Raw genomic sequence first — 24,797 nt, forward strand, 5'->3', positions numbered from 1 at the left:
CCCACTATGTTTGTGGGTAGAGTTCCGTATAATGACCCACAACTGATACCACTTTCGCCGGGCTGCCGAGACAATTGTTTAAGCAGTATAAACGACGGATATAAATTGGTTTCTGTAAACCACAAAGATAATAAATGGCTCAAAGTCTATCAAAACTTATGAGCCAGATAAGAAACTGGCACAGCCGGGTGGGACAAGTGATTAGCTTTAAACTCAATGGACAAACAGTCAATGTAGACGCACCGGGCGATACACCCTTGCTTTGGGTGGTTCGCGAACATTTAAAAATGAAAGGTACAAAATTCGGTTGCGGTATGGGCTTATGTGGTGCCTGCAGCATGTTAATCGATGGTGTGAGTTCCCGAACCTGCATTATGCCCGTTCAGGCTGTGGCCAATAGAAATATAACCACCATTGAAGGCATTGGTAATCCAGAAATGATGTCCACTTTACAGAACGCCTGGGTAGAAGCCGGTGTTCCACAATGTGGCTATTGTCAGAGTGGGCAAATCATCAGTGCTACCGCATTACTAAGCCAGAATAAAAACCCCAGTGACAGTGACATCGACAACGCCATGAGCGGCAACCTATGCCGCTGCGGTACTTATCCTAATGTGAAAAAAGCCATCAAAAATGCAGCAGCAGATTTAAGAAATGGCAAAGGCCGTTTGCACGCCGTGCAACTGTTTGATCCAAGGGCAACTTCTTCACTGGAAACACAGGAAGTGCAATCATGAGTGTCACTGAACAAAACAAATTGCTAACGACAAACGATCAGACATTAGAAAACAGCTCCCGCCGTAGCTTTCTTAAAAAACTGGGCATTATTGGTGGCGGTCTGGTCGTTGGAATTCCCCTGGCTGCCTGTGCCAGCAATAAATCCCCGAATACTATGAACGGTGATCTGCAACCCAATGCTTTGCTGCAAATTACCGGCAATAATGAAATCTATTTTTATCTTCCCCGCTCGGAAATGGGACAGGGCGTATTCACAGGCCTGACCACAGTGCTGGCAGAAGAACTCGACGTTCATCCAGATAAAATCAAGGTTAAACAGGTTGGCGCCTGCGAAGAATATGCAAACCCGGAATATGGGCTGCAACTAACAGGTGGCAGCAACAGTATTCGTACTCATTTCATTCCGCTTCGCCAAATGGCGGCAAATGTTCGTATGGTTATTCGACAAGCTGCAGCAAAGGTACTTCATTTGTCAGTTGATCAAATTCAAACTGATAATGGAATGATTGTAGCCAAAGGTAAAAAGCTACCTTACGGTGCATTCAGCGAAGCGGCTTCTCAATTGAGCCTTCCTGAAGAAACACCCATCAAGAAAAGAGCAGACTTCAAATATATTGGTAAATACTCAAAACGTCTTGATGCTGTAGCAAAAAGCACAGGCTTGGCGGAATTTGGTTTGGATGTAGAATTTGAGGGCCTGCACCGGGCTGTGTTAAAGCGTTGCCCGGTATTTGGTGGCACTGTGAAAAGCTTTGATGACAGCAAAGTGAAAAGCATGCCCGGCGTAAAAGCTGTTGTCAGAATCTTCAACGGTGTAGCAGTGGTTGCTGATCATTACTATCAGGCAAAAGCGGCCTTACCTCTGTTAGACGTGCAGTGGGAATTACCTGAAACCCTTTCAAACTTTTCCAGCGCTGCCACTGAAGCAGGTAACGGTAAACAACTCTTTAAAGAAGCTTTGGATAGCGATGAAGCGGATAATGCACACGAAGAAGGAGAGGGTCGCAATGCCTTAAAAACTTCCGACACCGTTGTATCTGGAGAATACTGGGCCCCTTTCCTGGCTCATGCCACCATGGAACCCATGAATTGCACTGCGAAATTCACGGGTGACAAATTAGACATTTGGACAGGAAGCCAAAACCCCGGAATTGCCGCCAAACTGGGTGCTTTTTATGGTGATGTAGCAAAAGATGATGTCACGATTCATAGTACATTCCTCGGGGGAGGATTCGGACGTCGTATATCAAGCGACTTTGTTGCCGAAGCCGTTTCCATAGCCAAGGCATCAGGCCTGCCAGTGCAACTGATCTGGAGTCGCGAAGATGATACAAAACACGACTATTATCGCCCTGCGACTCTGGCTAAGTTTCAAGTTGGCTTAGATAAAGACGGTAATATTGACAGCTGGAACGTTAAGCGCTCTGGTGCAAACGTCATACCTTATACCATGGATGAACTGGCCGATGCCATGATGCCAGCATTCCTGCCTGACGGTATGGTCGACTGGATCAGTAAAGCCGGTTATGGCCTGTTTGATGGCTGGACGGTAGATCCTACTTCAGTAGAAGGCTTATTCGAAGACTATGATGCCGACCATAAATCCGTTGACCATGTCACGGTTGATCCGGGACTACCCATAGGTTTCTGGCGAAGTGTTGGTCACTCATTCAGTGGTTTCTTTAAAGAAAGCATGATGGATGAAATCGCCATTTTGCAAAAACAGGATCCTGTCGCCTATCGCCTTAAACACCTGAAAAATAATCCTCGATTGGCGAACACTCTAAAAATTGCTGCCGACAAAGCGGGCTGGGGAAAACCTTTACCAGAAGGTCATTATCATGGCGTAGCAGCTCATACTTCGTTCCTGTCATATGTGACAGAAATCGCACAGGTATCTGTGAACAACGGCCAGATCAAAGTTCACAAAGTGACTTGTGTGGTAGATTGCGGTCTGGCGGTTAACCCCGAAATAGTTATCCAACAAATGGAAAGTGGCATCTTATTTGGCTTAACCGCTGCTCTTTACGGAGAGATCACACTCAAAGACGGTGCAGTGGTTCAAAGTAACTTCCATGATTACCCGATACTGCGAATGCATGAATCACCAGAAATTGATGTGGTCATCGTTGACAGTGATGAAGCACCAAGCGGTGTAGGTGAACCAGGCCTGCCGCCAATTGCAGCGGCTGTAGGCAATGCCATCTTTGCAGCAACAGGTAATCGTTTAAGAAGCTTGCCTCTTAAACTCAGTTAATTTGTCGAGCTTGGTCCCTCAACATCACGAGGGACGGAATCCTGCCCGGAATGAATAAGCAAAGGTTCAATATGCAAGGTTCACAATTAGAGGTTCTGAAAGGTTGTTTATCTTGTCTTGAACAGGGTGATGAAATCTCCCTGGTCAGTGTCGCTAAAACCTGGGGCACCTCCCCCCGACCGGTAGGTTCCCTTTTAGCGGTAAGTTCTTCTGGTCGCTTTTTTGGAAGCGTCAGTGGCGGATGTGTTGAAGAAGATTTAATTGCACAGCTAGCCCAAAACCCTGTCAGATTCGTGCAAAAAATCATGTACGGAGAAACTGCTGAAGAACGTCACCGATTCGGATTACCTTGCGGAGGGACCCTGGAACTCATGGCAGAGCCTCTCAATGAAATGGCAGACGTTAAATTGCTTGTTGATCACATTGAAGCGAGAAAAACCTGCTTAAGAAAAGTGAGCCTTGAAACGGGTCAAGTCATTTATACGCCCTGGAAGCAACAGGAACCAGAGTTGTCACAAACCCACTGGCAAAACGTCTTTGGACCAACCTGGCGATTAATGGTGATTGGTGCCGGTGAAACCGGCCGATATCTGGCTGAATTTGCACAAGGCCTTGGATTTGAAGTTTTGGTTAGCGATCCAAGACCTGATTACCGAAGCAACTGGCCCTTAAAAGACTTGCCGTTATTAAAAGGCTTTCCCGATGATGTCATTCAGGATTTAAATGTCGATGTCCGCACTGCCATTGTCGCAGTAACCCACGACCCGAAAGTAGATGACATGGCCTTACTAACGGCATTAAAAAGCGATGCATTCTATGTTGGTGCTCTTGGCTCAAGACTCAACAATCAGGAGCGTCGCAGACGACTCAGGGAGCACTTTGATTTCAGTGATGCTGAGGTTAACCAGCTCCATGGCCCGGTTGGATTAAATATCGGTAGTAAATCCCCCGCAGAAATTGCACTTTCTATTCTTGCTGAAATCACTGCCATTAAAAATGGCATACAGCCTGGTAAGGCGCTGGAAAAGAAAGAAGATCAAATAAGTCAGACGACCGCCTGTGACATCAGCTAACATCGAAAAATTCAACCCTTGCGAGAAAATAACAGCGGTTATCTTAGCTGCAGGCAAAGGCTCGCGATTTAATGGCCATAAAATGATGCATGAGATTAACGGCATCCCAATGGCCATTCTTAGTGCGTTGAATGTCCAGCCCCATGTTAATCAGGTTTTAGTGATCGTCAGGCCTCAGGATGACATTCTTAAACATTCATTAGACAAATACGGTCTTGCTTACACTGAAAACCCTGACTTTGAAAGAGGTATGAGCTCATCCATTGTTATAGCTATTAACAATATTCCTGAAGATCAAAACATCCTTCTCTGCCTGGGAGATATGCCTTACATTGAATTTGACACCTACAGGCAGCTCATAAAAAGCTTTAAAAACAATGAGTACAAGAAAATCATCAGGCCAATCTATCAATCTGAAGATTCAGATCCCGTCCCTGCTCATCCCGTTTTATTTCCGGCTTTTCTGCAATCTGATTTAACATTGCTCAGTGGTGATGAAGGTGCTAAATCTATTCTCAAAATCCACAAACCGATTTTGCTGGAAACTTCTGACGAAGGTGTGATCAGGGATATTGATTATGCTTGAGGCCCTGAAATGAGCTTAGGGAGATTTAACACATACAGGGGCCTTTCAGGCTCCACTCAGATCCGTCATACTGACGCCCTGAAAACTGATTCGGAGAAAATCTGATGTTGGACTTCCTTTTCACAGCGATTGATGACCGGGTCATTGATTTTGAAACATTAAAACTGCACGAAAAGCCTAATCAATATCTGGTTTTGCCAGAAGGCAATTTTTTAGCAGAGCCCCATCAGATCAGCCCTGTTCTGAACGTCAGTGTCACAGAGCTGCAAGAGCGGTTTTCAGACCTTGCCCAAAGTCAGGATAAGTTAGAAGTGTTGCGCACCAGTGATGATGGTCAGCAAGTCGACTATGTCCAGAGAACCCCTTTCATGGGCTATCCGGATACCATTACCGTACGTTTTTATAGTCAGGGGGAAGATACCAGCACACTGGCCATTTACTCTCGCTCACATTATGGTTACTCCGATCTTGGCGCGAACAAGAAAAGAATTACGCTCTGGCTCGACAACCTGAAAGCCTCTCTTAAAGCGCCAAAAGAGCATTAATTTATTTGGCAACGTACCCAGACTAACCAAAGATCATTTTGCCAGATGTTAACCATTATTGACGAAAACAGGAGATGGGATTTCAAATGATTATTGACCATCCCGAATGGTTGCTGATGCTGCTGGCTCCGCTGTTTATCGGTTTAATGTTGGCAGAATATTTCATCGGCCAAAGGGGCGGAATACTACCGGAAAACTCCGCCTATAAACTGCCAGAAGTACTGTGTAATTTCTCATTAGCAGGTATGCATCAGCTGGCAGATATCGTTACAGGTCTGGTGATCGTCAAACTCTATTTCTGGCTTTTTGGCTGGAAGTTACTAGAGATTGAAATGAACGCTGCTACCTTTGTCGCTTTGCTGATCTTACAGGATTTCTGCTACTACTGGTTTCATCGCGCCAGCCACAGGATACGCTGGATGTGGGCAGCCCATGTCGCACATCATAGTTCGCAGAGAATGAATTTCAGCACCGCGTTTCGTCAAAGCCTGATGTACCCAATTGCCGGTATGTGGCTGTTTTGGGTTCCTTTGGTCATCATTGGTTTTGAGCCTAAATGGGTTATCTTTGCAGTGTTGCTTAACTTAGGGCTTCAGTTCTTTGTCCATACCCAGTGGGTTCGCAGTCTTGGCAAGTTCGAGCTTATTTTTAACACACCGTCCCATCATCGGGTTCACCACGGTATTAACTCTCATTACATTGATAAAAACTATGCCGGTGTTCTGATCGTCTGGGATAAGCTATTCGGTACCTTTGAACCAGAAGTAGAAACTGTGCGCTACGGGGTCAGTAAGCCTGTCAACAGCTATAACCCTCTGACTGTTACCTTTTCTGAATGGCGGGATATGTTCAGAGAAGCAAAAGGCAAACACCTGACACCAACACAGCGTCTGAAGATCTTTCTTGCTCCACCAGGTGATAAACCCGCAGAGGCAAAGCCTGAAACTTCAGAGCAAAGGTTAAAAAAGTAAACTGAACCTCTGCATTCACTTACTTGCCAATACAGAACGAGGAGAAAATCCTGCCCAGCAAGTCATCGCTGGAGAACTCGCCGGTGATCTCGCCCAAGGCCTTCTGGGCATGTCGCAAGTCTTCAGCCAGAAGTTCACCTGCCCCCATGTATACAAGCTGCTTCTGACCGTTATCCAGAAACTCCTCTGCTCTTCGCAGCGCATCCAGATGTCTGCGCCGGGCAGAAAAACCACCCTCCATGGCGCCCTCATAGCCCATACAGGCTTTCAGATGCTCTCTGAGAGCGTCCAGGCCGTGTTCTCTCATGGCACAGGCCCTGATCAGGGGGACCCCTTCAACGTCCTCTATGCCTGCCTGTTCGCCTGTCAGGTCAATCTTGTTACGGATCACAGTGAGCTTTTCTCTGGAAGGCAGTCGATCAACAAACTCAGGCCATATGTCGTGAGGATCGGTTGCGTCAGTGGTTGATCCGTCCACCATCAGGAGTACTCTATCAGCGTCTTCTATTTCCCTGAAGGCACGTTCTACACCAATCTGTTCGACTTTATCATCTGTCTCTCGCAGACCGGCGGTATCAATGACATGCAAGGGCATACCATCGATATTGATGTGTTCCCTGAGGACATCACGGGTGGTACCGGCAATGTCCGTTACAATAGCTGACTCCCGTCCTGATAACGCATTCAAAAGGCTGGATTTACCGGCATTGGGACGTCCGGCAATCACTACGGTCATACCTTCACGCTGAATGGCCCCCTGATCCGCTTCTCTCATGACCAGGGCAAGATGGCTGATGATGGTTTTGAGATCGCCTGCCACTTTGCCGTCGGCCAGGAAATCAATCTCTTCTTCTGGAAAGTCGATGGCGGCTTCAACGTAAATTCTCAGTTCAATCAGGGACTCGACCAGTTCGTTGACTCTCCTGGAGAAAGCGCCTTGCAGCGATCTTAATGCCGATCTGGCTGCCTGTTCTGAAGTACTGTCGATCAGATCTGCGATGGCCTCAGCCTGCGCCAGATCCATCTTGTCATTCAGAAAGGCTCTTTCGGAAAACTCTCCGGGATTGGCCAGCCTGACCCCAAGGGCATTAATTCTTTTCAACAGTAAGTCCAAAATGACAGGACCACCATGTCCCTGGAACTCTATGACATCCTCTCCAGTAAATGAATTTGGATTAGGAAAGTAAAGAGCCAGTCCTTCGTCCAGAACCTCATCCTGCTCATCGTAAAAAGGACCGTAATGAGCGTAACGAGGCTTGGGCTCCATTTTCAGAACCTCTCTGGCAACCCACAAAGCTTCAGGGCCTGAGACCCTGATAATCCCCACCCCACCTCTTCCGGGAGCGGTTGCCTGAGCGGCAATAGTGTCTTTATGGAGTGCACTGAGATCGGACATAGCAATTACTGGCTGAGAAATGAGAAAAATGATTAGTCTAATCTAAGGTGGCTGCTGGTGCCATGGCCGTCATGGATCTAAAAAAACGGACCATTGCGGTCCGTTTTTTTAGAGATTTTCAGACTCAGGAGCCTTCTTTCTCGATCTTTTTGGTAATGATGTATTGCTGAATAATCGACAGAATGTTGTTGGTTACCCAGTACAGTACCAGACCTGCCGGGAACCACAGGAAGAATATGGTAAAAATCAGCGGCATCAACTTCATCACTTTAGCCTGAACAGGGTCAGGAGGTGTCGGGTTCAGCATCTGCTGCGCGAACATGGAAGCACCCATGATCAACGGCAGGATGAAGTAAGGGTCCATCTGGGACAGATCCTGAATCCAGCCAAGCCAGGGTGCCTGACGCAGCTCTACAGCCTCCTGCAACACCCAGTAGAGGGCTATGAATACTGGCATCTGGACAAGAATCGGGAGACAGCCACCCATTGGATTGACCTTCTCTTTCTTGTACATCTCCATCATGGCCTGAGACATCTTCTGGCGATCGTCGCCGTATCTTTCTTTCAGCTCCTGCATTTTTGGCCCCAGCTTGCGCATTTTAGCCATAGAACGGAAGCTGGCCTGATTCAGTGGATAGAATACCGCTTTCACACAAACTGTCAGCAGGATAATTGCCCAACCCCAGTTGCCTACCAGAGAATGGATAAACTGCAGCAACATGAACAGTGGCTGAGCCAGGAACCACAGCATGCCGAAGTCCATGGTCAGCTGCAGACCATCCGCCAGATTCTTCAGGGCAGGCTGATCTTTAGGACCAGCATAAAGCGTTGCACCGGTGACCACTTTCTCACCAGGATTGACTACCAGAGGGTCGTTGTAGAAACCCACCCTATAGTATTCATTGTTACGGGATTCCTGAGTGTAATAATTGTGAGGCTTGTCCTGGGCGGGTACCCAGGCACTGACAAAGTAGTGCTGAAGAATGGCTGCATAACCACCCTCGACTCTTTCCTTGAAAGGCTCTTTTCGGAAATCATCGAAAGGCAGCTTTCTGTACGGCTCATCAATAGAACGAACAGCCGCCCCGAGGTAGGTATTCATGGGGGCACTGGAGTTTACTGAGCTTGGGTCTTCTGAACCATCCCGCTTCAGCTGAGCATAGAAGGTGTCACGCCATTCCTTGTCGCTGTTGTTGGCGATCTCGTAAGCCAATACGACTTCATAGGAGCCGGGCTTAAAAGTATAACTTTTGGTTACCTGAACTTCGCCAGTGCTGCGAGTCAGTTTAACCGTCAGCTGGTCCTGACCGGCTGGCAAGGTGTAACTGGTCTGTGCAGTGCTGTAGAGGGGTCTCTGATTCTGATCGTTGGTGGGACCATCAGTAGCAATCAGGCCGCTTTGGGCAGTGTAGACACAGGTCACTTCACCCGGTGTGCAGTTGGGCCTGTTAACCAGTAGCTGGAAAGGCGTAGCTTTCTCGCCTTCTTCAGGCAGCCAGGCTGGGTATTTGGGCAGGCTGAGTCCGACAATGTCACCACCGGCGGGGTCAATCTGAAGGTTCAGTGTGTCTGTTTTAACGTTGATCAGTTGAGCAGAAGTCTGAACCTCGTCATCCAGAATTTCCGGAGAGGAAGATGATGGTGAGATAGTGGGTAAATCAGAACCACTTTGAGAAGTGGAGACATTAGCCACAACAGCATCGCTGGCCGGCCGGGTCTGATTGTAATCTTCATTCCATTGCTGAAGTGTAAACACACCAACAACGGCTATAGCACCTATCAAGAGTGTTCTTTGCAGATCCATGATGTCCGAGCCAAAGAGTCTTGGTGATGAATATGATCGTCTGATGACCGGTGTTGCTTGTCCAAGGGAGCAGGCACCGGATCATAACCTCCTGGATGCCAGGGATGGCAACGCAGCAGTCGTTTCAAGGTCAGAAAACTGCCTTTCAGAAAACCATGATGTTGGAGAGCTTCCTGTGAATAGCTGGAACAGCTGGGGTAAAAGCGACAATGCCTGCCCATGATAGGGCTCAGGCAGAAACGGTACACCTTGATCAATCCCATGGCAGAGCGTCTGGGCAACAACACGAGAAAATTAATCACAGGTCTGGTCATGTCGACTTTACTCTGTCTGTGCCGAATAGACAGGAAACGCATCGGCTGATTTGAGTGGAGACAGTATGACTGGCTTTCTGAAGAGTGACTGGAGGTAGTTTCTACCCCCACTGTCACGCAGCCCCATAGAGTGCCTGTTTCAGGCAATGGTCTCCATTCAGGAAACCTTCTGCTCGTTCCGACGTCTGGCCAGTTTAAACCATTGGTGGGTGAGCAGTTTATTGATATCGCAGCTTTCCAGCTCACCCAGACCTCTTCTGGCCAGAACAACAATATCCAGATTTCCCAGTTCCCCCTTATGGAGGCGAAAGGTTTCCCGAATGTGTCGTTTGACTCGATTGCGGCCGGTAGCTTTACGGATATTTTTTTTGGCGATCACCAACCCCAGGCGGGGGTGGTCAAGCTCATTCTGGCAAGCCAGTATCAGTAAATGGCGACTACTGACCTTGATATCCGTACGGTCGAAAACCTGCTTAAAATCAGCTGCTGAGCAAAGTCGCAGATCGCGACCAAAAGCGAAGCTCACCTGTCAGTCCAAATCAGGCAGCCAGACGCTTGCGACCTTTGGCACGGCGACGGTTGATTACCGCACGACCGTTCTTGGTAGCCATGCGAGCACGGAAACCGTGAGTGCGCTTGCGCTTAAGATTACTGGGCTGAAATGTTCTTTTCATGACGTTACTCGTTTTATCAATTTACAAAAAGACGGGCATTCTAAGTAATTGAGGGATAAGCGTCAATTTGCATTTGTCAAGAGTTTGCCACCTGGGCTCAGGGCTCAATCCCTAGAGGGCAGCCAGCTCTTTGCGGATATTAAGTAGGGTTATCGTAAAAGTGCATTTTTATAGGGGAAATTACGTCCTTTATATATAGGGAAAAATAACACACCACTAATTTCAAATGATATTTATGAATTAAAAATCTTTTGAGAGTCATTCTGGAAAATTAAGTACATATAATTCATATGTACTTGAGTGATGGTGTTTTGTTTTTTTAATAAATATTAGGCAACACTTTTTATGTGGATAAGTCCTGTAAAGCCTTTTGTACACTGGGTTTGTTCGTGTGTGTGAATGTGTAGAAAATAAGCGACTATACTGTTCTCTGCCTGCTCACAGCCTGTGTATAATTTGGTACCTTATACACAGTACGTCGATGCATCATACTTATTCACAGCTCACTCATCCTTCATCAGCCTTTGTGAACACAGCCTTTTCCACATTATTTTTTCATCACTGATTGCCTCTTTTTTCGTCTCTTTTTGCTTATAGAGTGTTGATAATTAAGTAAAAAGATTATTTTCTGGCCATGCTTTCAACAAATTTAAGGTGTGGATAACTTTTCCCTGAAAGGATACAATTGAAGCTGTTTTTTGGCCTGTTCTTCTTGCGTATCTGCACTGTTCTGCTGTGGAGGAATAGGTGTTTCTGGACAGATTCTGTTTCCTGCCATTAGCGAAGTCGTCCAGCAGGCAGGCTGACCGGCTTCCATTTCACCCATTTTCAGGAGAGCGCCCGTGCCCTTAGAGCTCTGGCAAAAGTGTGTGGACTTGCTTCAAGATGAACTGTCCTCACAGCAGTTCAATACCTGGATTCGCCCATTGAAAGTCATGGGTGATGAACACGATCTTTGCCTGCTGGCTCCTAATCGTTTTGTCGCAGACTGGGTGAAAGAGAAGTTTCTGCCGCGCATCGAAGAGATACTTGATGAACTGACTGATGGACAGGCTCCGGCAGTGGCACTGGCCGTCTCGAACCGTCGCCCCCAGTCTCTCAGCCGAAGGAGTGCTTCGCCTGCCAGCAGTCCTGTACGCCCTGAACAACCCAAGCCTGTCGTAGAAGAAAAGAAGGCGGTGACCCGTGAGCTGGTGTCCAGCCTCAGTGAAGCATCGGGCCTTTCTACTAGTAAACCTGTGTCGTCTGAAAGTGTTGAGCCCCATGCCATACCCAAGAAAGTCAATCCTCTGAAAGCAAAAGAGGACACTGCCAGCAGTCATTCTGCCAGGAAAGAAGAACCTTCTTCCGGACGACAAATAGAAGTCGAGGGTTCAATAAAACATAACAGTTCCCTGAATGCCCACTTCACCTTTGATACCTTTGTTGAAGGTAAATCGAATCAGCTGGCACTTGCAGCAGCCCGTCAGGTGTCTGAAAACCCGGGAGCTGCATACAATCCACTGTTTTTATACGGCGGTGTAGGCCTGGGTAAAACTCACCTTATGCATGCCGTGGGTAATTCTCTGGTTCGTCAAAACCGTAATGCCAGAGTCGTATATTTACATTCCGAACGATTTGTTGCCGACATGGTCAAGGCGCTGCAATTAAATGCCATCAATGACTTTAAACGCTACTATCGCTCCGTTGATGCCCTGCTGATTGATGACATCCAGTTCTTTGCCGGTAAAGAGCGCTCACAGGAAGAATTTTTTCATACCTTCAATGCCCTGCTTGAGGGGGGGCAGCAAATGATTCTGACCTGTGATCGTTACCCCAAGGAAATCAGTGGTGTGGAGGAACGATTAAAGTCCCGATTTGGCTGGGGCCTGACGGTCGCAGTGGAGCCTCCCGAGCTTGAAACCCGAGTAGCCATATTAATGAAGAAGGCAGAGCAGCAAAAAGTTGATTTACCCCATGAAGCGGCTTTCTTTATTGCCCAGCGAATTCGATCCAATGTTCGTGAGCTGGAAGGCGCTCTGAAACGGGTGATTGCCAGTGCTCATTTTATGGGGCGCAAGATTGATATTGATCTCATCAGGGAGTCCCTGAAGGATCTGCTTGCCTTGCAGGATAAGCAGGTCAGTATCGATAATATTCAAAGAACGGTGGCTGAGTATTACAAGATCAAGGTAGCTGATATTCTATCTAAACGTCGTAGTCGTTCTGTGGCCCGGCCCAGACAGATTGCAATGGCTCTTTCCAAGGAGCTGACCAGTCACAGTCTGCCTGAAATTGGTGACGCCTACGGCGGACGAGATCATACCACTGTGCTTCATGCCTGCCGTAAAGTGAAAGAGCTGGTGGATGAAGACGGTGAAATCCGTGATGATTACAAAAATCTTTTGAGATCTCTGACTAGCTGATTTTGATTCAGCCAGCAGATATTTAATGAATTCAGGAAGAAGGTCATTGTGACTTACTTCCAGATAGCCAAGAGAAAGGAAAGCGATGAAATTTACCATTAATCGGGAAGCATTGCTCAAGCCACTTCAACTGGTGGCGGGTGTTGTTGAGCGCAGACAGACTCTACCTGTATTGTCCAACGTCCTGATGGTGGTGGACGGTGATCAACTCTCTCTGACAGGTACTGACCTGGAAGTAGAACTGGTCGGTAGAGTGACACTGGATGAGGTCTCTGAGGGCGGAGAAATTACCGTTCCAGCCAGGAAGCTGATGGATATCTGTAAGTCTCTTCCGGAAAACGCTTTGATTGAGTTTTCCCAGGATGATCAACGAGTCAAACTGAAAGCAGGCCGTTCTCGTTTTACTTTGTCGACTTTGCCCGCCAATGAATTCCCAAGTATTGACGAAGAACCGGGTTCAATGACCTTTACCATTGGTCAGAGCCGTTTGCGCCGATTGATTGATCGTTCTGGCTTTGCCATGGCGCAACAGGACGTTCGTTACTATCTGAATGGTATGCTGATAGAAGTCAGCCAGAATACGCTGCGTTTTGTTGCTACTGATGGCCATCGTCTGGCTATGTGTACCGTTGATGCTGATATTAATCAGCAAGACCGTCACCAGGTTATCGTCCCGCGTAAGGGGATTATGGAGATGGCCCGTCTTCTGACAGAAGGAGACGAGATGGTTCATATTACTTTGGGTGCCAACCATATCAGAGCGAAAACCGGAGACTTTATGTTCACCTCCAAGCTGGTGGATGGGAAGTTCCCGGATTATGACCGTGTTATTCCCCGTGGTGGTGACAAGATTATTATTGGAGATCGTCAGGAGCTTCGTCAGGCTTTCCAACGTGCTTCCATTCTTTCCAATGAAAAGTATCGTGGTATTCGCCTGATACTTTCTGATGGCTTGCTAAAGGTGATAGCAAATAACCCTGAGCAGGAAGAAGCGGAAGAAGAAATCAGTCTGGCATACCACGGTGAAACTCTGGAGATGGGCTTCAACGTCAGTTACTTGCTGGATGTGTTGTCTGTTATCTCAGGTGAATCCGTGAAGATTACCCTTTCTGATCCTAATAGCAGTGCCCTGCTGGAAGAGTCTGACGCCAGTGATTCCAGTTATGTTGTTATGCCTATGAGACTTTAATAAAGGTGTTTTTACCATCATTGAAGGCCTTTTTAGTGTTCTGGGTCTTTTCAGAAAAAAAGGTCCTCTTATCATTGAAAGCCGTTGTGAAAAGTCTCATCTCTGAGGTTTGTTCAAGCCGATGACGATTCACAAGCTGATGATTAAGGATGTCAGGAATCTGGCATCCGCTACCTTCTCCCCTTCCCCGGATATCAATATTCTCTACGGTCTTAATGGCAGTGGAAAAACCAGTATTCTCGAGTCTATCCATCTCTTGGGTTTGGCTCGATCTTTTCGAAGTGCCAGACTTAAGCCGGTCATTCGTCATAAAAAGGGTAAGTGCACGGTATTTGCGCAAATTCAATCCAATAATGACCGACTGATACCGGTTGGCGTTTCCCGAGATATGGAAGAAGAGAATTTTCAAATTCGGGTCGCGGGTGAAACGCTTAAGTCAACGTCCGAGTTGGCCAGACTTCTACCTTTACAAATTATTAATCCCGATACTTTCAAACTTTTGGAAGGTTCACCCAAGCAAAGAAGACAGTTTCTTGATTGGGGGGTGTTTCACGTGAAACACCATGAATTCTTACCTCTTTGGAAGCGAACTCAAAAAGTGCTTAAACAGCGGAACAGTTTGCTTCGGCATGGTAAAATAACGGGTTCATCCTACTCATCTCAGCTGTCTGTCTGGGATGAGGAACTGGTAAAAGCGGCTGAGGCTGTGGATCAACTCAGACAGCAATACTTTGATCAACTGACACCCGTTTTTCAGGATGTTCTAAACCAGCTGACCTCGCTGGGTGATATCAAGATAAGTTATTACCGGGGTTGGGACAGAGAACGACGTCTAGCTGAGGTGTTAAAAGAAAATACAGTTCGTGATTTTCAGACCGGATACACACAATCAGGGCCACAACGAGCAGATATAAGGGTGCGTCTGGAAGGAAGTAATGCTGTTGATATTCTTTCTCGTGGTCAGCTGAAATTAGTCGTTTGTGCGTTAAAGCTGGCACAAGGTTATCTCTTTTCAAAAATGACCCGTAGCCAGTGTGTTTTTCTTGTGGATGATTTACCTTCAGAGCTAGACGCTCCCCACAGAAAAGCTATGTGCAAGATATTACAGAATATGCAGAGTCAGGTATTTATTACCTGCGTAGAGCCGGGCGCACTGGTGGATTGCTGGGAGCCTGAAATCAATCTGAAAGTGTTTCACGTGAAACAGGGATCTGTGAACTTGGAATCTGGGCGTGAGATTCGCCAGACTGAATCGCTGGAGAAAGAGTATGAGTGAACAAAATTACGATGCGTCCAATATTAAAGTGCTGAAAGGTCTGGATGCAGTTCGTAAGCGCCCGGGCATGTACATTGGTGATACCGATGATGGTACCGGCCTTCACCACATGGTTTTTGAGGTGGTAGACAACTCGATCGATGAGGCCTTGGCAGGCTTCTGTGATGAAATTGCCGTCATTATCCATCCGGATGAATCCATTACCGTTCGTGATAACGGTCGGGGAATCCCTGTAGATATCCACGAAGAAGAAGGTGTCTCCGCCGCAGAAGTGATCATGACGGTACTCCATGCCGGCGGTAAGTTTGATGACAACACCTATAAGGTCTCTGGTGGTCTGCACGGTGTTGGTGTTTCAGTGGTAAACGCCCTTTCCAAAGAGCTCAAGTTAACCATTCGCAGGAATGGTCAGGTTCATCAGCAGGTCTATTCTCACGGTGTTCCACAGGAATCTATGAAGGTGATAGGAGAGACAGAAAAGAGCGGTACAGAGGTTCATTTTGTACCTTCTGAGGAGACTTTCTCCAATATTCAGTTCAGCTATGACATTCTGGCAAAAAGACTGAGAGAGCTCTCTTTCCTGAACTCTGGTGTTTTTATCCGCTTGATTGATGAGCGTACAGGTAAAGAAGATCAGTTCCGTTATGACGGTGGTCTGAGTGCATTCGTTGAATATCTGAATACCAATAAGACCAATATCAACAAGGTCTTTCACTTCACAAAAACAAGGGAAGATGGCATTGGTGTAGAGGTGGCATTGCAGTGGAATGATGGCTTTCAGGAAAACATTTTTTGCTTCACCAATAACATTCCTCAGCGTGATGGTGGTACCCACCTTGCCGGCTTCAGAGCCGCCCTGACCCGAAACCTGAACAGCTACATTGAGCGCGAAGGTTTTGCTAAAAACCAGAAAGTTTCCACTTCCGGTGATGATGCTCGTGAAGGTCTCACAGCGATTATTTCGGTCAAGGTTCCAGACCCCAAATTCTCATCCCAGACCAAGGACAAGCTGGTTTCTTCTGAAGTGAAAACAGCTGTTGAGCAGGAGATGAGCAGTTATCTTGCGGACTATCTGATGGAAAACCCACAAGAAGCCCGAGCGGTTGTAAACAAGATGCTGGATGCAGCCAGAGCCCGTGAAGCGGCCCGTAAGGCCCGTGAAATGACCCGCAGGAAAGGCGCTCTGGACATAGCTGGACTGCCCGGAAAGTTGGCTGACTGTCAGGAAAAAGACCCTGCTCTCTCCGAACTTTACATAGTGGAGGGTGACTCTGCGGGGGGCTCTGCCAAACAAGGTCGAAACCGGAAAACACAAGCCATCCTGCCACTGAAAGGTAAGATCCTGAACGTTGAAAAAGCACGCTTTGACAAAATGCTTTCCTCCCAGGAGGTTGGTACCCTGATTACCGCAATGGGGTGTGGCATTGGTCGTACAGAGTTCAATATTGAGAAACTGCGCTACCACAACATCATCATCATGACCGATGCTGATGTTGACGGCTCTCACATTCGAACCCTGCTATTGACATTCTTCTTCCGTCAGATGCCAGAATTGATTGAAAATGGCTATGTCTATATTGCTCAGCCGCCTCTCTATAAAGTGAAGAAAGGCAAACAGGAGCAATACCTGAAAGACGATATTGCACTGGATGACTATTTAACCCAGTCTGCACTGGAAAATGCCACACTGCATGTCAATGAAAATGCACCGGGTATTGGTGATGAAGCTCTGGAATCTCTGGTAAAAGAATACAGAAAAGTCATTGCAACCATTGAGCGTCTGTCTCGCATTTACCCTTCTGAAATCATGAAAGAGATGATTTATCTGGATGCAGTTTCCCAGGAAGACTTGAAAGACCAGACAAAAATGCAGTCCTTGCTGGATACCCTGAATACTCGCATTCAGGAGCTGAAGCTGGCTGGTCGTGAGATGAGCTTTGAGCTGTTTGAAGACCGTGAGCATCAGGTGTGGTTGCCCAAGGTCACTATCATTTCTCACGGTGTGCCAACTGAATATATCTGGAATGTCGACTTCTTTGGTTCCGGAGACTACGGCTCTATCAAAGCCCTGGGAGCCAAGCTACAAGGCTTGCTGGAAGAGACCGCATTCATCCAGAAAGGTGAGCGCAAAAAAGCGATAGAAAGCTTTGAGGAAGGTCTGGAATGGCTGATGACTGAATCGACCAAACGCCACAACATTCAGCGCTATAAGGGTCTGGGTGAGATGAATCCCGAACAGCTTTGGGAAACCACCATGGATCCGGAAGTAAGAAGAATGCTGAAGGTGACCATTGAAGATGCTATTGCAGCTGACCAGATCTTCAATACATTGATGGGTGATCAGGTTGAGCCTCGAAGAGACTTTATTGAGTCTAATGCGTTGAACGTGGCTAATCTCGACATTTAATACCTCATCCTCACAGGCTCAGGGGGCCATGAAAAGTGGCTCTGAGCCCAATCTATTAATCCTCTTCCGGGCAAATAAAGTTATGCTGCGCCGTTAATGTATCAGCAGTATACTTTAGGCCTCTGATTCGACAGTTGATAGCCATGAACCATTCAGTAATTCGTGCAGAACTCGAAGAAGCCCAGCAGGTTCTGGAGCGTTTTCTCAATGATGAAACCTGTATTGATGCCATAGACCGCGCAGCGAGCCTGTTGGCGGAATCCTTTAAGCAGGGTGGAAAGGTTATCTCCTGTGGTAACGGAGGCTCCCATTGCGATGCCATGCACTTTGCTGAAGAGTTGACTGGTCGCTATCGTGATAACCGCCCTGCCTACCCGGCCATTGCTATCTCTGATGTCAGTCACTTGTCCTGTGTCTCCAACGATTACGGTTATGACTATGTATTCTCACGTTATCTTGAAGGTGTAGGCTTTGAAGGTGATGTACTGTTCGGGCTCAGTACCAGTGGTAACTCTGGCAATATTTTAAAAGCGATTGAAGCAGCCCGAAAAAAAGGGATGAAAGTGATTCTTCTGACGGGTAAGGATGGTGGGAAAATGGACGGTCTGGCGGATATAGAAATCCGGGTGCCCCACTTTGGTTATGCAGACCGGATTCAGGAAATTCACATCAAAGTCATTCATATCATAATTCAATTGATTGAAAAACACATGGCTGCCTGATACTCATTTGATAAGGCTCTAAATCATTCATCACCTGTTACCCTATACCCGGTGATGAATGATGTTTTTGCTTAAACCTGTTTCGATTTCCCGTTCATGATGTCGAGTGTATTGGCAATCCAGTTCCGAGCCTCATTATTAATCTCCAGCGCCGTCCTGTCTGTGGTTTCTATGACCGTTCCTATATGAAGCTGAATGGTACCGGGCTTTTTCAGAAAGCTGTTCATAGGCCAGCAAGCAGCAGCATTATGGGCAATGGGTAGTACATTAACCCCGGCCTTTCTTGCCAGATTGACACCACCTCTTGAAAATTTGCCTAACTGACCATTAGGGTTACGGGTTCCTTCCGGAAAAATAAGAACCCAACGACCGTTGTGTAAGGCATCAGTACCCTGCTCTACTACATCATTTAATGCGGCCCTGGGGTCATCGCGATTAATAGCGATCGGTTTAATGAGTCTGATTGCCCAGCCAAAGAATGGAATCTTAAATAACTCTTTTTTAAGAACCGGAGCCTGAGGACTGAAAAGCATCTGCAGGAAAAAGGTTTCCCAGGTGCTCTGGTGATTACTGATCATGACACAGGGTGTATCAGGAATATTTTCCTTCCCGTGCACTTCATACTTTATCCCACAGATAAATCTGGCCAGTCCCATAGCCATCATCGCCCAGTACTTCACCAATAATTTGTGGCGTCCATTAACAGGAACAAAAGGAATAGCAAAAAACAGTAAAATGGACCAGAAAACGGTGAAGGTGGCCAGCAGAAAATAAAATAACGCTGTTCTTATATATTGAACGACGAATGTCATTTAAAACCTATCTTGTTTATCCTTGAATACTGACCTGTGACGGTTCGAGAATAAAGCGGGTAAATGCAGCCAGGTCTTCAAATACTGGTACATTATGGAGGCCTTCCCCTTTATTCATCGTTCTGACACCCTTGCCGGTTTTCACCAGAGCTACATTGCACCCCATTGCCTGCCCTGCCTGAAGGTCTCTGAGAGAATCCCCGACCACCCAGGCAGATGATGCGGGTATGTTCAGGGCTTCTTCGATCTGTTCAATCATGCCAGGCAAAGGCTTTCTGCAGCGACATTGATCGTCAGGGCCATGGGGGCAGTATCGAATACAATCTATCTTGCCTCCTTCCAAGGCTAACAGATCCAGCATTTTCTGATGCATGGCCTCAAGGGTTTCTTGAGTAAAGTAACCTCTGGCAAGGCCTGACTGGTTGGTTGCAATGGCAATGGAATACCCTGCCCTGCTCAGTCTGGCGATGGCTTCAATACTGCCTGGTAGAGGAATCCACTCAGCCACCGAACGAATGTAGTGATCGGAGTCTTTATTGATGACTCCGTCGCGGTCAAGAATGATCAGTTTACTCATAATTTCAGTCAGCAGGCTTCATACCTGAAAAACTTTTCCAAAAGATAGAAAAAGTGCGGCATAAATGCCGCACTCCACTTTATCAAGCTTTAGTCAGAATTTCTGCAACAAAGGCAGTCCCGAGTGCAACCTACAGTAATGAAATATCCGCAACGTGTAAGAAAAGGCTGCGTAATTGTTTCAAAAGAGCATAGCGGTTCAAACGAACCTGCTGATCTTCAGCATTGACCAATACTTCATCAAAGAAGCGGTCTACAGAGTCCTTCAGTGGCGCCAGACTTTCCATAGCGACTGTGTATTGTCTCTGTTCCAGAATCGGTGCAGCTTTTTCTTTACTGTCGGCGAGCGCTGTGGCCAGAGCCTTTTCTGCGGCTTCTGTCATCAGTGCAGGGTCAACGGAGTCAGGAATGACCAGATCTCCGGCTTTTGCCAGAATGTTGGAAACACGCTTGTTGGCTGCAGAAAGGGTTTCGGCTTCGACCATCTGACTAAAGCGATGCACTGCCTTGACACGTTGATCAAAGTCGAAGGGGCGTGATGGTTTCAGGGCCTTAACAGAAAGGAAGACTTCAACAGGAATCTGTTCGTCCTGATACCAGGAGCGGAAACGCTCCAGCATGAAATCCAGAACAGTTTCTGCCAGCTCTTCATTATTTGCTAAAGCTTTTCCGCTGGCTGCTGGCAGCTCAACCCCTTGTGATTGATAACCTTTGACAGACTGATTAATGAGATCACGCAGGTCCAGATCCAGCTTCTTCTCAACAATAATTCGCAGGACACCCAGGGTGGCCCTTCTCAGAGCAAACGGATCTTTATTGCCTGAAGGTGGCTGATTGATGCCAAAGATGCCGGTGATGGTATCGATTTTGTCAGCAATCGCTACGGCACAACCTGTCAGGCTAGAGGGTAGCTCATCACCTGCAAAGCGTGGCATGTACTGTTCGTTCAGAGCGAGGCATACCTCTTGTGGTTCACCATCGTTTGCACCGTAGTATTGCCCCATGATGCCCTGCAGCTCCGGGAATTCCAAAACCATTTCTGAAGTCAGATCTGATTTGCAGAGTTCTCCGGCTCGGACAGCCAGCTGTTCCTGCCCACCTTCCTGTTTAGCGATAAAACCCGCCAGTTTTGCAATGCGGTCGCTCTTATCGAACAGCGATCCCAGCTGTGCCTGGAAAACGATGGGTTTCAGGGTCTCCCTGCGTGCTTCAAGCGTGTTTTTTTTGTCTGTATCAAAGAAAAATTTGGCATCTGCGAGGCGAGGTCTTATTACCCGTTCGTTACCGGATACTACGTGTTCAGGCTTCAGGCTCTCGATATTTGCAATGGTTATAAAACGGGGAAGCAATGTTCCTTCCCGAGATGGCTCTTTTGACAGGACGTGGAAATACTTCTGATGCTCCTTCATGGAAGAAATCAGGGCTTCAGCAGGGACTTCCAGAAATTCTTCATCAAAACGACCGGACAGAGCAACAGGCCACTCATTCAAAGCGGTCACTTCATCCAGAAGGTCTTCATCGATAACCGCTTCGCCACCTAATCCGGCAGCCAGCTCCGTTACCTGTGTTTTAATGAGACTGCGTCTTTCTTCAAAGAGAGCCATCACCTTACCCTGCTCTTTCAGAAGGTTCTGATAATCGGCAGGCTGGTTAATGGTCAGAGGCTGGTTCCCATGGAATCGGTGGCCTCGAGTCTGGTTACCTGATTTCAGGCCCAGAATTTCGCAATTGACTACCTCTCCACCCATCAGCATGACTAACCAGTGGACAGGGCGAACAAATTCGGTGCGCTGCGCACCCCAGCGCATTCGCTTGGGAATAGGCAGTTCATTGAGAGACTGACTGACCATGTCTGGCAGCAGTTGAGTGGTGTCGGAACCTTGCTGAACCCCACGATAGACAAGCCAGGCACCTTTATCGGTTTCCAGCCTCTCCAACTGGTCGACAGACACTCCATTAGAACGGGCAAAACCCTCGGCTGCTTTAGTGGCCTTGCCTTCTGCGTTGAAGGCGGCTTTTATAGCAGGGCCGCGGCGCTCAAGCTGCTGATCAGGCTGAGCCGTTTCCAGCCCTTTTATCAGCAAAGCCAGACGACGAGGTGCGGCAAAGGCTTCATAACTGTCAAAAGACAGCTGAGCACTCTTCAGGCGATCAACAATGCCGCGAGTGAAAGCATTGGAAAGGCTTTTAAGCGCTTTTGGAGGCAGCTCTTCTGTTCCCAGCTCGACCAGGAAATCTTTCTGACTCATTACTTCTTCTCCTGTGTCTTGCTGTCTTTCAGACTGGCCAGAACTTCTGAACGGATATCCTCACTGGCCAGCGGGAAGCCGAGGTTATGGCGAGCGTCAAAGTAGGCTTTGGCTACAGCTCTGGCGAGCGTTCTGACTCGCAGAATAAAGCGTTGACGCTCTGTCACCGAGATGGCGTGGCGGGCGTCCAGAAGGTTGAATGTATGGGAAGCTTTCAAGACGTACTCATAGGCAGGCAGAGGCAGGCCAGCTTCGACCAGACGTCTTGATTCACCTTCATAAAAATCGAACTGATGGAACAGTTCCTGAGTGTCAGCATGTTCAAAGTTGAAAGTAGACATCTCTACTTCCTGCTGATGGAAGACGTCGCCATAAGATACTGTGCCCTGTGGGCCTTCAGTCCAAACCAGATCGTAGACGTTATCAACACCCTGAATGTACATGGCCAGACGCTCAAGACCGTAGGTGATCTCACCAGTCACCGGATAGCACTCAATACCACCCACTTGCTGGAAGTAGGTGAACTGTGTGACTTCCATGCCATTCATCCAAACCTCCCAGCCCAGACCCCAGGCGCCCAGTGTGGGGGATTCCCAGTTGTCCTCTACAAAGCGAAGGTCATGCACCAGTGGATCAATGCCCAGCTCTCTCAGGGAGTCCAGGTAAAGTTCCTGAATGTTATCCGGAGAAGGTTTCATTACCACCTGAAACTGATAGTAGTGCTGAAGACGGTTTGGGTTCTCACCATAACGACCATCTGTTGGACGACGGCTGGGCTGCACATAGGCAGAATTCCAGTTTTCCGGACCGATAGCGCGAAGGAACGTCGCTGGATGGAAGGTGCCTGCACCCACTTCCATGTCCAGCGGCTGCATAATGACACAGCCCTGGCGAGCCCAGAACTGCTGAAGGGCCAAAATAAGGCCCTGGAATGTCTTGATATCAGGCGTGCTTTGAGAAGTCACAGTACTACCTCATGGAGGCTCAAATTAGGCTTTAATTTTCTGGAAACAGCAGCGGATTATAACGTTTTGGCTCTGGAGCGGATACCGTTGTATCCCTCTGGAAATGAGGTCGTTGTGAATAAGAGGGCAATAATATCCGGAAAACTCCACGGGACAGGATCATGGAGTTCTGAAGAAAATGTGGATAAGCTGTTAGCTGTTGTGAATAACTTTTCCCGTCTCAGTATTTCCAGAATGTGGGTGTGAATAGTACCAGCAGTGTGAAGATTTCCAGACGACCCAGCAGCATGGCAAAACAGAGAATCCATTTCGCGGTATCAGGAAGCGTGCTGTAGTTTTCGGCGGCTTCTCCCAGGGCAGGGCCCAGGTTATTCATGCTGGAAGCGACGGTAGAAAAAGCGGTAGTCAAATCAACACCCGTTGCCATCACAGCCAGTATCATAACGGCAAACAGGAATACATAGGCGGCAAAGAACCCCCAGACCGCCTCACCGACTCGGCTGTGAACAGCCTTGCCACCGAGTTTGATGGAGTAAACGGCGTTAGGATGAACCAGACGACGAAGTTCTCTTACACCCTGTTTGAAGATCAGCAGTACACGAATCACCTTAATCCCTCCTGCCGTCGAGCCTGCACATCCCCCGATAAAACTGGTCATAAAGAGAAGAAGTGGCAGGAATGTTGGCCAGGCTGAGAAACCGCTGGTGGCATAACCGGTCGTCGTGGCAGCAGAAACCACCTCAAAAATACCGTAATCGAGGGAGTCTGCCAGATCATAAGTGGCAGAGAAGTAGAGGCCTGCCACTGTAATCAATGAAACCACCAGAAGGATCAGCAGGTAAGTGCGAAACTCAGGGTCTTTCCAGTAATGGTAAGTAGATTTATTGCGCCAGGCGAAAAAGTGGAGGGCAAAGTTAATACCGGCTACCAGCATAAAGAAAGTAGCCGTGGCATTAATCAGTGGTGATTCAAAATAGCCAATACTGGCATCGTGGGTTGAGAATCCACCAATGGCTATGGTCGAAAAGCTATGGCTCACAGCATCAAAAAGGTTCATACCTGCCAGCCAGTAACCCAGGGCACACACTGCCGTTAATGTCACGTAGAGCAGCCAGAGTGCTTTCGCGGTTTCTTTAATTCGGGGCGTCAGCTTGTTGTCCTTTATAGGTCCCGGCGTTTCTGTCCGATAAAGCTGCATCCCTCCGACGCCCAGCATAGGCATGATAGCGACAGCCAGAACAATGATCCCCATGCCTCCCAGCCACTGCAGTTGCTGGCGATAAAAGAGGATCGATTTGGGCAGGTGATCGATGCCCGTCAGTATCGTAGCGCCAGTGGTGGTCAGGCCCGACATGGACTCGAATAGGGCATCAGTGACGCTGAGTCCCGGGTCTGTCATTAATAAAAGTGGCAGGGAACCCATGCCTCCCAGGACCACCCAGAAAAGAACAGTGATAATAAAGCCGTCACGGGGGCGAAGGTCCGATTTAATTTTTCTGAAGGGAAACCAAAATAAGAAACCGATAAGAAAAGTCAGAAAAAAAGTATATAAAAACAGTGAAATTTCAGATTCCCCATAGATCATCGCCACTGCCAGAGGTGGAAGACTGGAGAAGCTGAATAGCATCAAGAGAATACCCAGGACGGGCAAAACGACAGAAAACTGCATAAGACCCTGTTTTTCTAGTTATACAGACAACGGCCATGCCGTCTGATTCAATTATCAATAAGTACACAAGACTGGTACCACCCCATCGGACCCCCCAGATGCGGTAATACCTCCTAGTCATGGGTGTCATTTTTCAAGTCTGGTAAAAAATAAACCGCTGACTCTAATG

General features: G+C 47.6%; 21 protein-coding genes. 11 read left to right on the forward strand and 10 right to left on the reverse strand.

Going from position 1 to position 24,797, the window contains the following annotated elements:
* Positions 1 to 197 precede the first annotated feature (197 nt).
* The 6 genes from ACOMHB_RS00645 (at position 198) to ACOMHB_RS00670 (ending at position 6,170) form a co-directional block, all read left to right on the forward strand.
* On the forward strand, positions 198 to 737 hold the full coding sequence (locus tag ACOMHB_RS00645; protein ID WP_448215084.1) for a (2Fe-2S)-binding protein: 540 nt from the start codon (positions 198 to 200) through the stop codon (positions 735 to 737).
* Positions 734 to 2,995, forward strand: coding sequence for a xanthine dehydrogenase family protein molybdopterin-binding subunit (locus ACOMHB_RS00650; RefSeq protein ID WP_448215085.1), 2,262 nt, complete (start codon positions 734 to 736; stop codon positions 2,993 to 2,995). Before ACOMHB_RS00645 ends, ACOMHB_RS00650 begins: the two co-directional genes overlap by 4 nt.
* Before the next feature lie 71 nt (positions 2,996 to 3,066).
* Positions 3,067 to 4,068, forward strand: coding sequence for an XdhC family protein (locus ACOMHB_RS00655; RefSeq protein ID WP_448215086.1), 1,002 nt, complete (start codon positions 3,067 to 3,069; stop codon positions 4,066 to 4,068).
* A complete protein-coding gene (locus ACOMHB_RS00660) occupies positions 4,055 to 4,654 on the forward strand; it encodes a nucleotidyltransferase family protein (RefSeq protein WP_448215087.1) in 600 nt (199 codons plus the stop codon). Before ACOMHB_RS00655 ends, ACOMHB_RS00660 begins: the two co-directional genes overlap by 14 nt.
* 104 nt (positions 4,655 to 4,758) lie before the next feature.
* Positions 4,759 to 5,199 (forward strand): DUF1499 domain-containing protein, encoded by a 441-nt coding sequence (locus ACOMHB_RS00665; protein WP_448215088.1) that lies wholly within the window; start codon positions 4,759 to 4,761, stop codon positions 5,197 to 5,199.
* Positions 5,200 to 5,285: 86 nt separating this feature from the next.
* The gene (locus ACOMHB_RS00670) at positions 5,286 to 6,170 is read left to right on the forward strand and encodes a sterol desaturase family protein (RefSeq protein ID WP_448215089.1); all 885 of its coding nucleotides are present in this window, start codon (positions 5,286 to 5,288) and stop codon (positions 6,168 to 6,170) included.
* Positions 6,171 to 6,189: 19 nt separating this feature from the next.
* On the opposite strand, the gene mnmE is transcribed toward ACOMHB_RS00670, so the two are convergent.
* From mnmE to rpmH, 5 genes are all read right to left on the reverse strand, one after another.
* Entirely contained in the window at positions 6,190 to 7,566 is a 1,377-nt protein-coding gene (gene mnmE, locus ACOMHB_RS00675; protein WP_448215090.1) for a tRNA uridine-5-carboxymethylaminomethyl(34) synthesis GTPase MnmE, read from the reverse strand.
* A gap of 124 nt (positions 7,567 to 7,690) precedes the next feature.
* The gene (yidC, locus tag ACOMHB_RS00680; RefSeq protein ID WP_448215091.1) at positions 7,691 to 9,370 is read right to left on the reverse strand and encodes a membrane protein insertase YidC; all 1,680 of its coding nucleotides are present in this window, start codon (positions 9,368 to 9,370) and stop codon (positions 7,691 to 7,693) included.
* Positions 9,346 to 9,726 (reverse strand): membrane protein insertion efficiency factor YidD, encoded by a 381-nt coding sequence (gene yidD / locus ACOMHB_RS00685; protein WP_448218586.1) that lies wholly within the window; start codon positions 9,724 to 9,726, stop codon positions 9,346 to 9,348. Before yidD ends, yidC begins: the two co-directional genes overlap by 25 nt.
* Positions 9,727 to 9,841: 115 nt before the next feature.
* Positions 9,842 to 10,210 carry a ribonuclease P protein component gene (gene rnpA, locus ACOMHB_RS00690; protein ID WP_448215092.1) on the reverse strand — a complete coding sequence of 123 codons (369 nt, stop codon included), beginning with the start codon at positions 10,208 to 10,210 and terminating at the stop codon, positions 9,842 to 9,844.
* 13 nt (positions 10,211 to 10,223) lie between these two features.
* Complete coding sequence (gene rpmH, locus ACOMHB_RS00695; protein ID WP_252177766.1) at positions 10,224 to 10,358, reverse strand: 50S ribosomal protein L34; 135 nt, start codon at positions 10,356 to 10,358, stop codon at positions 10,224 to 10,226.
* 842 nt (positions 10,359 to 11,200) lie between these two features.
* On the opposite strand from rpmH, the gene dnaA reads away from it, so the two are divergent.
* From dnaA to lpcA, 5 genes are all read left to right on the forward strand, one after another.
* Positions 11,201 to 12,763 carry a chromosomal replication initiator protein DnaA gene (dnaA, locus tag ACOMHB_RS00700; protein ID WP_448215093.1) on the forward strand — a complete coding sequence of 521 codons (1,563 nt, stop codon included), beginning with the start codon at positions 11,201 to 11,203 and terminating at the stop codon, positions 12,761 to 12,763.
* Between the two features lie 85 nt (positions 12,764 to 12,848).
* The gene (dnaN, locus tag ACOMHB_RS00705) at positions 12,849 to 13,952 is read left to right on the forward strand and encodes a DNA polymerase III subunit beta (RefSeq protein WP_422136074.1); all 1,104 of its coding nucleotides are present in this window, start codon (positions 12,849 to 12,851) and stop codon (positions 13,950 to 13,952) included.
* Between the two features lie 121 nt (positions 13,953 to 14,073).
* Positions 14,074 to 15,228, forward strand: a complete 1,155-nt coding sequence (gene recF, locus ACOMHB_RS00710; RefSeq protein ID WP_422473146.1) for a DNA replication/repair protein RecF — start codon at positions 14,074 to 14,076, stop codon at positions 15,226 to 15,228.
* Entirely contained in the window at positions 15,221 to 17,635 is a 2,415-nt protein-coding gene (gene gyrB, locus ACOMHB_RS00715) for a DNA topoisomerase (ATP-hydrolyzing) subunit B (protein WP_448215094.1), read from the forward strand. Before recF ends, gyrB begins: the two co-directional genes overlap by 8 nt.
* A gap of 143 nt (positions 17,636 to 17,778) precedes the next feature.
* The gene (lpcA, locus tag ACOMHB_RS00720) at positions 17,779 to 18,357 is read left to right on the forward strand and encodes a D-sedoheptulose 7-phosphate isomerase (RefSeq protein ID WP_422136077.1); all 579 of its coding nucleotides are present in this window, start codon (positions 17,779 to 17,781) and stop codon (positions 18,355 to 18,357) included.
* 71 nt (positions 18,358 to 18,428) lie between these two features.
* Here the strand turns inward: lpcA and ACOMHB_RS00725 are convergent, their stop codons facing one another.
* The 5 genes from ACOMHB_RS00725 to ACOMHB_RS00745 all read right to left on the reverse strand — a co-directional run bounded on the left by ACOMHB_RS00725 (position 18,429) and on the right by ACOMHB_RS00745 (position 24,628).
* A complete protein-coding gene (locus ACOMHB_RS00725) occupies positions 18,429 to 19,169 on the reverse strand; it encodes a lysophospholipid acyltransferase family protein (protein ID WP_448215095.1) in 741 nt (246 codons plus the stop codon).
* 16 nt (positions 19,170 to 19,185) lie between these two features.
* Positions 19,186 to 19,746: a D-glycero-beta-D-manno-heptose 1,7-bisphosphate 7-phosphatase gene (gene gmhB / locus ACOMHB_RS00730; protein ID WP_422136079.1), complete on the reverse strand. Its 561-nt coding sequence runs from the start codon at positions 19,744 to 19,746 to the stop codon at positions 19,186 to 19,188.
* Positions 19,747 to 19,876: 130 nt separating this feature from the next.
* Positions 19,877 to 21,994, reverse strand: coding sequence for a glycine--tRNA ligase subunit beta (gene glyS / locus ACOMHB_RS00735; RefSeq protein WP_448215096.1), 2,118 nt, complete (start codon positions 21,992 to 21,994; stop codon positions 19,877 to 19,879).
* On the reverse strand, positions 21,994 to 22,959 hold the full coding sequence (gene glyQ, locus ACOMHB_RS00740) for a glycine--tRNA ligase subunit alpha (RefSeq protein WP_422136081.1): 966 nt from the start codon (positions 22,957 to 22,959) through the stop codon (positions 21,994 to 21,996). Before glyQ ends, glyS begins: the two co-directional genes overlap by 1 nt.
* Before the next feature lie 220 nt (positions 22,960 to 23,179).
* Positions 23,180 to 24,628, reverse strand: a complete 1,449-nt coding sequence (locus ACOMHB_RS00745; RefSeq protein ID WP_422136082.1) for a TrkH family potassium uptake protein — start codon at positions 24,626 to 24,628, stop codon at positions 23,180 to 23,182.
* Positions 24,629 to 24,797 lie beyond the last annotated feature (169 nt).

It is taken from the genome of Endozoicomonas sp. 2B-B (assembly GCF_053470045.1).

Coding starts and splice junctions, on each gene's coding strand:
- rpmH (WP_252177766.1), bottom strand. CDS start 10,358: ATGAAAAGAACATTTCAGCCCAGTAATCTTAAGCGCAAGCGCACTCAC.
- ACOMHB_RS00745 (WP_422136082.1), bottom strand. CDS start 24,628: ATGCAGTTTTCTGTCGTTTTGCCCGTCCTGGGTATTCTCTTGATGCTA.
- recF (WP_422473146.1), top strand. CDS start 14,074: ATGACGATTCACAAGCTGATGATTAAGGATGTCAGGAATCTGGCATCC.
- gyrB (WP_448215094.1), top strand. CDS start 15,221: ATGAGTGAACAAAATTACGATGCGTCCAATATTAAAGTGCTGAAAGGT.
- ACOMHB_RS00655 (WP_448215086.1), top strand. CDS start 3,067: ATGCAAGGTTCACAATTAGAGGTTCTGAAAGGTTGTTTATCTTGTCTT.
- yidD (WP_448218586.1), bottom strand. CDS start 9,726: ATGCGTTTCCTGTCTATTCGGCACAGACAGAGTAAAGTCGACATGACC.
- mnmE (WP_448215090.1), bottom strand. CDS start 7,566: ATGTCCGATCTCAGTGCACTCCATAAAGACACTATTGCCGCTCAGGCA.
- dnaN (WP_422136074.1), top strand. CDS start 12,849: ATGAAATTTACCATTAATCGGGAAGCATTGCTCAAGCCACTTCAACTG.
- lpcA (WP_422136077.1), top strand. CDS start 17,779: ATGAACCATTCAGTAATTCGTGCAGAACTCGAAGAAGCCCAGCAGGTT.
- ACOMHB_RS00725 (WP_448215095.1), bottom strand. CDS start 19,169: ATGACATTCGTCGTTCAATATATAAGAACAGCGTTATTTTATTTTCTG.
- yidC (WP_448215091.1), bottom strand. CDS start 9,370: ATGGATCTGCAAAGAACACTCTTGATAGGTGCTATAGCCGTTGTTGGT.
- ACOMHB_RS00665 (WP_448215088.1), top strand. CDS start 4,759: ATGTTGGACTTCCTTTTCACAGCGATTGATGACCGGGTCATTGATTTT.
- gmhB (WP_422136079.1), bottom strand. CDS start 19,746: ATGAGTAAACTGATCATTCTTGACCGCGACGGAGTCATCAATAAAGAC.
- ACOMHB_RS00650 (WP_448215085.1), top strand. CDS start 734: ATGAGTGTCACTGAACAAAACAAATTGCTAACGACAAACGATCAGACA.
- glyS (WP_448215096.1), bottom strand. CDS start 21,994: ATGAGTCAGAAAGATTTCCTGGTCGAGCTGGGAACAGAAGAGCTGCCT.
- ACOMHB_RS00670 (WP_448215089.1), top strand. CDS start 5,286: ATGATTATTGACCATCCCGAATGGTTGCTGATGCTGCTGGCTCCGCTG.